9 protein-coding genes and 1 pseudogene are annotated in these 7,949 nt (G+C 52.0%); all 10 read left to right on the plus strand.

The genetic code is table 11. The features are described 5' to 3' along the window. The coding region (locus AC1HCM_RS07535; RefSeq protein ID WP_479461155.1) for a phosphohexomutase domain-containing protein at positions 1-1,200 on the plus strand (1,200 nt) is incomplete at its 5' end. A 32-nt stretch (positions 1,201-1,232) separates the two neighbouring features. Further along, positions 1,233-2,435: a methionine adenosyltransferase gene (locus tag AC1HCM_RS07540; RefSeq protein ID WP_479461156.1), complete on the plus strand. Its 1,203-nt coding sequence runs from the start codon at positions 1,233-1,235 to the stop codon at positions 2,433-2,435. Positions 2,436-2,506: 71 nt separating this feature from the next. Continuing rightward, positions 2,507-2,866, plus strand: a complete 360-nt coding sequence (locus AC1HCM_RS07545) for an NADH-quinone oxidoreductase subunit A (RefSeq protein WP_479461157.1) — start codon at positions 2,507-2,509, stop codon at positions 2,864-2,866. A 13-nt stretch (positions 2,867-2,879) separates the two neighbouring features. After that, on the plus strand, positions 2,880-3,419 hold the full coding sequence (gene nuoB / locus AC1HCM_RS07550) for an NADH-quinone oxidoreductase subunit NuoB (protein WP_479461158.1): 540 nt from the start codon (positions 2,880-2,882) through the stop codon (positions 3,417-3,419). Positions 3,420-3,429: 10 nt separating this feature from the next. Then, a complete protein-coding gene (nuoD, locus tag AC1HCM_RS07555; protein WP_479461159.1) occupies positions 3,430-5,190 on the plus strand; it encodes an NADH dehydrogenase (quinone) subunit D in 1,761 nt (586 codons plus the stop codon). An 84-nt stretch (positions 5,191-5,274) separates the two neighbouring features. Beyond that, positions 5,275-6,297, plus strand: coding sequence for an NADH-quinone oxidoreductase subunit NuoH (gene nuoH, locus AC1HCM_RS07560; protein ID WP_479461160.1), 1,023 nt, complete (start codon positions 5,275-5,277; stop codon positions 6,295-6,297). Beyond that, positions 6,294-6,899, plus strand: coding sequence for a NuoI/complex I 23 kDa subunit family protein (locus AC1HCM_RS07565; protein WP_479461161.1), 606 nt, complete (start codon positions 6,294-6,296; stop codon positions 6,897-6,899). The genes nuoH and AC1HCM_RS07565 overlap by 4 nt, the downstream gene beginning before the upstream one ends. After that, a complete protein-coding gene (locus AC1HCM_RS07570; RefSeq protein WP_479461162.1) occupies positions 6,887-7,375 on the plus strand; it encodes an NADH-quinone oxidoreductase subunit J family protein in 489 nt (162 codons plus the stop codon). Before AC1HCM_RS07565 ends, AC1HCM_RS07570 begins: the two co-directional genes overlap by 13 nt. After that, on the plus strand, positions 7,372-7,674 hold the full coding sequence (gene nuoK, locus AC1HCM_RS07575; RefSeq protein WP_479461163.1) for an NADH-quinone oxidoreductase subunit NuoK: 303 nt from the start codon (positions 7,372-7,374) through the stop codon (positions 7,672-7,674). The genes AC1HCM_RS07570 and nuoK overlap by 4 nt, the downstream gene beginning before the upstream one ends. Positions 7,675-7,677: 3 nt before the next feature. Further along, positions 7,678-7,949, plus strand: a pseudogene (locus AC1HCM_RS07580) (NADH-quinone oxidoreductase subunit L); the annotation flags it as partial.

Genomic DNA, 7,949 nt, shown 5'->3' on the forward strand with positions numbered 1-7,949 from the left:
GTTCTGAAGAGGGAAGGTCTTGATACAAGCCTGAGCAAAGGGGCATGCACCACACCGATGGTATCCTACGCCGTAAGGTACATGGGTTTTGATGGTGGGGTGATGATAACCGCATCCCACAACCCGCCCGCTTACAACGGCTACAAGATAAAGGAGAGCTTTGGAGGCTCTGCAACCCCTGAGTTTGTCAGAGAGGTGGAAAACAACCTTCCCGAAGAAGACCCAGGACCCACAAAGTTATCTGAACCTTCGGAGATAGACATAAGGAGAGGGTACCTTAAAGGTGTAAGGGAGTGGATAGGTCTGGAGCTGTTCAGGGAGAGGGAGCTCAGGATAGTCCACGATGCCATGTACGGAACCTCCTCTGGGCTCCTTGCCGATGCCCTCAGGGATACGAAGATGGAGGTTATCCAGCTCAGAAGTTACAGAGATACCCTCTTTGGGGGGCACGCCCCCGAGCCCGTTGAGAAGAACCTTGGTATCCTCAAGCAGAAGGTAAGAGCCACGAAAGCAAACATAGGTATAGCCAACGATGGAGATGGCGACAGGATAGCCCTTGTTGATGAGAAAGGCAGCTTTGTCAACACCCAGCTGATATACGTCCTGCTTCTGCTTCACCTCATCAGGAACAGGGGTATGAGGGAGGGGATGGTGGTAAAGACCGTCTCAACGACCTACCTTACGGACAGGATATGCCGAGCTGAGGGAATTGAGCTAAGGGAGGTCCCCGTCGGCTTCAAGAACATAAACGAGCTGATCCTGAAGGAAAAAGTTCTCTTTGGAGGAGAGGAGAGCGGTGGCTACGGAGTTCCAGCCTACCTACCGGAGAGGGATGGTCTTATGTCCGCTCTGCTGATACTTGAAGGGCTATTGCTCTGGGATAGACCCCTTTCAGGGGTGATAGAGGACATCTTCAAGGAGTTTGGAAGTGCCTACTACAGAAGGGTTGACTTTCCTGCCGATGAGAGAATAAAGGGCAAGCTTAGGGAGCTCATAGCCAACCCACCCGAAACCCTAAAGGGCATGAAGGTTGTCAGGGTTCTCACAATAGACGGACTCAAGCTCATATTCGGCGATGAGAGCTGGCTCCTGTTCAGACCCTCAGGAACGGAGCCTCTGATAAGGGTTTACGCTGAAGCTCCCTCAGAGGAGGAGCTCAACAACCTAATAGAGGCTGGTGTATCCCTCCTCAAGGTATAATTTTTTAGCTTAAACCTGCAGGAGGTAGTCCGTTGGCAAGGATAGTTGTCACGCCCATGACCTTTGAGCCTGTTTACAGGCAGGATGCCGAGATAGTTGAAAGGAAAGGCATAGGGCATCCAGATACCATATGCGATTCTATAGCCGAGGAGCTCTCGGTTGCCCTTTCAAAGCTCTACCTGGAGGAGTTTGGGGCGATAATGCATCACAACGTTGATAAGGCGCTTCTCGTTGGGGGTGTTGCGAACCCTGTTTTTGGAGGGGGTGAAGTCATATCACCTATAGAGATATACCTCGTTGGGAGGGCTCTTGACGAGAAAGACGGAAAGCCCCTGCCCGTTGAGGAGATAGCGATAGAGGTTGCGAGGAGCTGGATAAAGGAGAACATAAGGAACCTTGACCCCGACAGGCATACGATAATTCAGCCTAAGATAAAGCCGGGGAGCAGGGACCTCGTTGACCTGTTCCTCAGATTTCAGGAGAAGAATGAGGTTCCCCTCGCCAACGATACTTCCTTCGGTGTCGGCTACGCTCCCTTTGATGACTTGGAGAGGGTCGTTTTTGAAACGGAGCGCTTTCTCAACTCTTCCGAGCTCAAGGCTCAGCACCCAGAGGTGGGTGAGGACATAAAGGTAATGGGTGTGAGGATAAAGGACACCATCAGGATAACCATTGCCTGCGCCTTCGTCAGCAGGTACATAAAGGATATAAAGGATTACCTTGAAAAGAGGGAGAATGTGAGGAGAAAGGTCTTTGAGCGTATTTCCTCCCTGACCGATAAGGAGCTTGAGGTTCACATAAACACGGCGGATGACCCCGAGAGCGGTTCAGTTTACATCACCGTTACAGGAACCTCCGCAGAGCAGGGTGACGACGGGCAGGTTGGAAGGGGGAACAGGGTCAACGGACTCATAACTCCCTACAGACCGATGAGCCTTGAGGCTGCTGCAGGCAAGAACCCCGTCTCCCACATAGGGAAGATTTACAACGTTGTCGCCAACATAATTGCTGACAGGGTTGTGAGAGAGATAGAGGAGGTTGAGGAGGCATACTGCTACATAGTTTCCCAGATAGGGAAGCCTATAAACGAGCCCCAGGTGTGTGACGTCAAGATAAGGACCTCAAGGGACATCAGGGGCATAGAGGATCGAGTTGCAAGCATAGCTCAGGAGGAGCTCCAGGAGATGCCATCTACATGGAAGAGGTTTCTCAGCAAAGAGTTCTCCGTAGCCTGAGACTTCTCTCTTGAGCTTGACAGTAAAAGGATAACGCTGTTATATTTTTGACTACCTTTTTGGAGGAAGAGATGGGAGAGTACGGGGCTCTTTTTGTCTTCGCGCTCATAGCGGTAACCATTGGACTTGTCTTTGCCTTCCTCAACGATATACTTGGGGAGAGAAAGAAGGATCCACTTGAAGACTATCCCTACGAGTGCGGAGTGCCGCTCTACGACCCCGAGGCGAGAGGAACATTCAAGCAGGGTTACTACCTTTTAGGGCTCTTGCTCATACTTTTTGACATAGAGGCTGCCTATCTTTTTCCTTGGGCTGTGGTGTTCAAGGAGATAGGTCTTTACGGCTTGATAGAGGCTGCGCTCTTTATATTCATACTTACCCTTGGCTTCTTCTACGCCTGGGCTAAGGGTGCTCTCAGGTGGCAAACCTGAAGGAGGTAAAGTCATGGCTGCTATAAACTCTAACGGCTTTGTAACAACAACGGTGGACGAGCTCCTAAGATGGGGCAGGCGTAACGCTCTCTGGCCTGTCACCATTGGGCTCGCCTGCTGTGCTATAGAGATGATGCATACCGCTGCATCAAGGTTTGACCTTGACCGTCTCGGCGTCATCTTCAGGGCATCGCCCAGACAGGCGGATGTGTTGATAGTTGCGGGAACCGTCGTGAACAAGGTTGCCCCTATGCTGAAGCTCATCTGGGACCAGATGCCAGACCCGAAGTGGTGCATATCCATGGGTGGGTGTGCCTCCGCAGGGGGACCCTTCCCCACCTACTCAACCCTTCAGGGCATAGACAGGATAATACCCGTTGACGTTTATGTTCCCGGATGCCCTCCCACACCTCAGGGGCTGATATACGGGATACTCCAGCTCCAGAAGAAGATAAAGGAGCAGGGTGTAAGGAAGTACGACAGAGCCTTTGAGCAGTTCAGGAAGGATGTGGAGAAGGAAGGACTCTTCGTTCCTCAGGAGATGACCGTTTAAGGAGTAAGGGATGCCCTGGATAAACAGAGCTGCTACGGAAAGGATAAAGCAGGAGTTCAAGGACGATGTTAAGGTCTCCTTCGGTGAGAACGCGGTAAGCCTTGAGGTAACAAATCTCAAGCTCAAGGAGCTTCTCAGATACCTCAAAGAGAGGGAGAGGTTCCTCCACTTCGTTGATATGACCTGTATAGACTTCCCCGAGGATAGCCGCAGGTTTCAGGGAGTTTACATCCTCTACAATCCCGATGAGAACGAGAGGGTCATAGTAAAGGGCTGGGCGAGCGATGGCAGGCTTCCAACAGTGTCCGACCTCTGGCCCGGTGCCAAGTGGGCTGAGAGGGAAGCCTACGATATGTTCGGCGTTGAGTTCGTTGGTCACGACAACCTCAGAAGGATGTTCATGTGGGAGGGCTACGAGCACTTCCCCCTTAGAAAGGACTTCCCCATGGAGGGTATACCCGAGGAGGAACTGCCGTCTCTCACAGAGGTAATGCACGGCAGGACGGAGCCGCCCTCCCATGATTATGAGGTCCTTCACACGAAGGTGCCAACCCTTGAGGACCTTGAGAGGACGGAAAAGGCGAGGCTAAAGAAGAAGGCTCAGCTGGTTCTGAACTGGGGACCTCTGCACCCCGGAACCCACGGGACCATATGGTTTCTCTTTGACCTTGAGGGTGAATTTGTGGAGCAGAGCGACGTCATTCTTGGGCAGCTCCACAGGGGTATGGAGAAAATAGCGGAGAACCTCTACTACTTTCAGTTCCTTCCCTACACTGACCGGATGGACTACATATCCGCCATATGCAACGAGCTCTCCTACGTTACCGCTGTTGAGAAGCTCCTGAAGATAGAGGTGCCCGAGAAGGCTAAGTACATAAGAACTATGTTCGCTGAGCTCCAGAGGATAAACTCCCACCTTCTGTGGCTCGGGACTGGTGCCCTTGACCTCGGAGCCCTGACCGTCTTCCTCTACGCCTTCAGGGAACGTGAGAAGATAATGGACATAATAGAGGGGAATGCGGGCTACAGGCTCACCACCGCCTTCCTCAGGATTGGAGGGGTTCACTACGACCTTGCTCAAGGAACCCTTGACGTTGTGAAGGCTTTCATAAAGGACTTTCCCCAGAAGCTCAAGGAGTATCACATGCTCCTTACCCGCAACAGGATATGGCTCAGGAGGACCAAGGACGTTGGAATTATAACCAGAGAGGATGTTTACGCCTACGGGCTTTCCGGTCCTGTGGCGAGGGGCTCTGGAGTCCCCTACGACCTTAGGAAGCTTGAGCCTTACGCAGCCTACGACGAGGTTGAGTTTGATATCCCCGTGGGAGAGGTGGGAGACGTCTACGACAGGTATCTCGTCAGAATGGAGGAGATGGCTCAGAGCGTAAGGATAATTGAGCAGTGTGTTAGGAAGCTTGAGAGCATGCCAAAGGACGCCCCTTACATAAACAAGGAGCACCCGGCGGTTATTCCTCCCAAGGAGGATGTCTTCATGGCACTTGAGGACATGGTTCAGTCCTTCAGGGTCGTTGTCCACGGGGAGAGCGCTCCTCCGGGAGAGGTTTACTCTTCTGCGGAGAACCCGAGGGGTGAGCTCGGCTTTTACATACTCTCAAGGGGTGGTAGCAAGCCTTACAGGCTCAGGATAAGGTCTGGAGCTCTTTACAACCTCTCCATATTTCCAAAGCTCATCAAGGGTAGGACTATAGCGGATGCCATAGCTCTGCTCGGTAGCCTTGACCCTGTTGTGGGGGAGACGGACCGATGAGGATACCCATAAGATATCGTGATATAAGGATAGGAACTCCTAAAGGCTTGAAAGCTCCCTTAGGTGTTATCATCGGAGGCTGCCATGGGTGAGCTTGTGGTCTCTTTAGTCATCACTCTATTGAAGATAGCTGTCCTTCTGGGGGTGGCTTTAGGCGTCGGAGCCTACCTTACCTGGTTTGAGCGCAAGCTCGCCGGACACATACAGGCTCGTCTCGGACCCACGGTTGTGGGACCCTTCGGACTTCTCCAGCCCTTAGCTGACGGTCTTAAACTCATGACGAAGGAGTCAATAATACCCAAGGGTGCGGATGTTCCCGTTTACTACCTCGCGATAATGATGGCTGTTGCCCCCGCTATACTTCTCTTCTCCGTCATACCCTTTGGTCCTGAGTTTGAGCTCTTTGGATACCAGATAAAGCCCATAGTCTCGGACGTCAACATAGCGCTTCTCGTTGTCTTTGCGATGGGGTCCCTGGCTGTTTACGGAACTATATTCTCCGGATGGGCTTCCAACTCCAAGTACGCCTTCATAGGCTCCCTCAGAAAGGCTGCTGTGGTAATAGCCTACGAGGTTGTTCTCGGCTTCGCTGTCTTGGGTGTGGTTCTGCTTTCTGGCACTCTCAGCACTGTGGGCATAGTTGAGGCTCAGATAGAGAGGGGAGTCTGGTTTATCTTTTACCAGCCCGTGGCTTTCATCTTATACCTCTTCTGCATGCTCGCAGAGTCAGGAAGGGTTCCCTTTGATATACAGGAGGCGGAAGCTGAGCTCGTTACTGGCTACAACGTTGAGTATGGGGGGATGAGGTTCGGAGCCCTTCCCCTCGCCGAGTGGTACCTGAACACGATGGCTCTCTCGGCAATAGCGGTAGTTCTCTTCTTCGGTGGCTGGTCAGGTCCAAACATACTCGGTCCCTTCTCCCCATACTTTTGGTTCCTCGCAAAGATGTTCGGTCTGGTTTTCTTTGTCCTCTGGCTCCACTGGACCCTGCCACGCTTTCAGGCTAAGGACATAACCGAGATAGCCTGGAAGATAATGCTTCCCGTTGCCCTGGCTAACGTTCTGGTCACAGCTGTGGTGCTATTTGTCATTGGAGGTGGCTCATGAGGATCAAAAGGCTCAGCAGAAAAGACTATCTGAATGTTGTAGAAGCTATATTCTTCCTTGATTTCATAAAGGGACTTTCTGTGACCCTGAGAAACCTCTTCAGGAAGCCCATAACCACCGAGTACCCCAAGGAGAAGCTCACTCCACCCAAGAGGTTCAGGGGTGCTCACGGACACTTTGTCTGGGACGGCACAGAGCCCGACTCTCTCAAGGCTATTGAGAAGTTCATGAGCTACGAGAGGGGCAAAAGCAGGTGCGTTGCCTGTTATATGTGCCAGACAGCCTGCCCGATGCCCACACTCTTCAGGATAGAGGCTGTCCAGATGCCCGACGGGAGCAAGAAGGTGACGAGGTTTGATATGAACCTCTTGAACTGCCTCTTCTGTGGTCTCTGCGTTGATGCCTGTCCCGTTGGCTGTCTTACGATGACCGACCTCTATGAGCTTGCAGGCTACTCCCGAAGGAACGAGGTCCTCAACATGGACAGGCTTGAGGAGTTTGCTGTTGACTTCAAGAGAAGGCGTGGAGATGAGCCTGACAGGATATGGTCCAACGACAGCGAAAGGGAAAAACTCTGGGGGAAGATAGAGTGGAGTGGATAGTTCTCGGAGTTCTCGGCTTCTGGCTCCTTGTCTCGGTCATCGGTGCCATACTCGTCAGGAATCCGGTCCACTCAATCCTCTTCTTCCTATCAAGCGTTCTCGCTATGGCTGGGATATTCCTCTCCCTCGGAGCTGAGCTCCTGGCGGGTCTTCAGCTGATAATATACGCCGTGGCTATCGTAGTCTTCTACGTGCTCGTGATAACCACCATACCCTGGGAGAAGGTGAAGAAGTTTGAGGGTGTTTACAAGAGGGAGCTTGTGGTAGGAGCACCTATAGTTGTCCTCGTCTTCTCTCTCATAGGCTACATGGTGCTCAAGGGAAGGCTCGCCCAGCCTGTTGGCGTTGTGGAGGACAACGTCAGGGAGGTTGGAAGGAACCTCTTCACATCCTACCTCTTTCCCTTTGAGGTCGCTTCGGTTATACTTCTCGTGGCGATGATAGGAGCGATACTTCTCGGGAGGAAGGAAGAGTGAGCATTGAAAAGGCTTACATACTTCTGAGCGTGCTCGTTTTTCTCATAGGCTTTCTCGGTGTCGTGGCGCGTAAGAACCTTATAACCATACTCGTTAGCACGGAGATAATGCTCAACGGCGTTAACCTTACGCTCGTTACCGTTGACAAGTACCTTGGGAAGGTGGATGGACAGATTTTCGCTTTCTTTATACTCACGGTGGCTGCCGCGGAGGTAGCCGTGGGTCTTGGTCTCGTTGTTTCCATATTCAGGCTGAAAGGCTATGAGGGTTCATCGGAGATAGTTCACCTGAGGGATTGAGGAATGGAAGGAGTCTTTATAGTTCTGATGCCACTCTTAGCCTTCATAGTAATAGGGTTATTTGGGAGACAGATAGGGGACTTGGCAAGCGGAGTAATAGCAGTCCTCGGAGGAGCCCTCTCCTTTCTCTTTTCCCTCTACACAGCCACCAAAACCCTCCATAGCCCAATACAGGTAAAACTCTACCAGTTCCTACCCCTTCAAGACTACCAGCTCTCAGCAGGCTTTTACTTTGACCCCCTCTCAAGCATAACAGCTACAGTAGTAACCCTCGT

Source organism: Hydrogenivirga sp. (assembly GCF_056450045.1).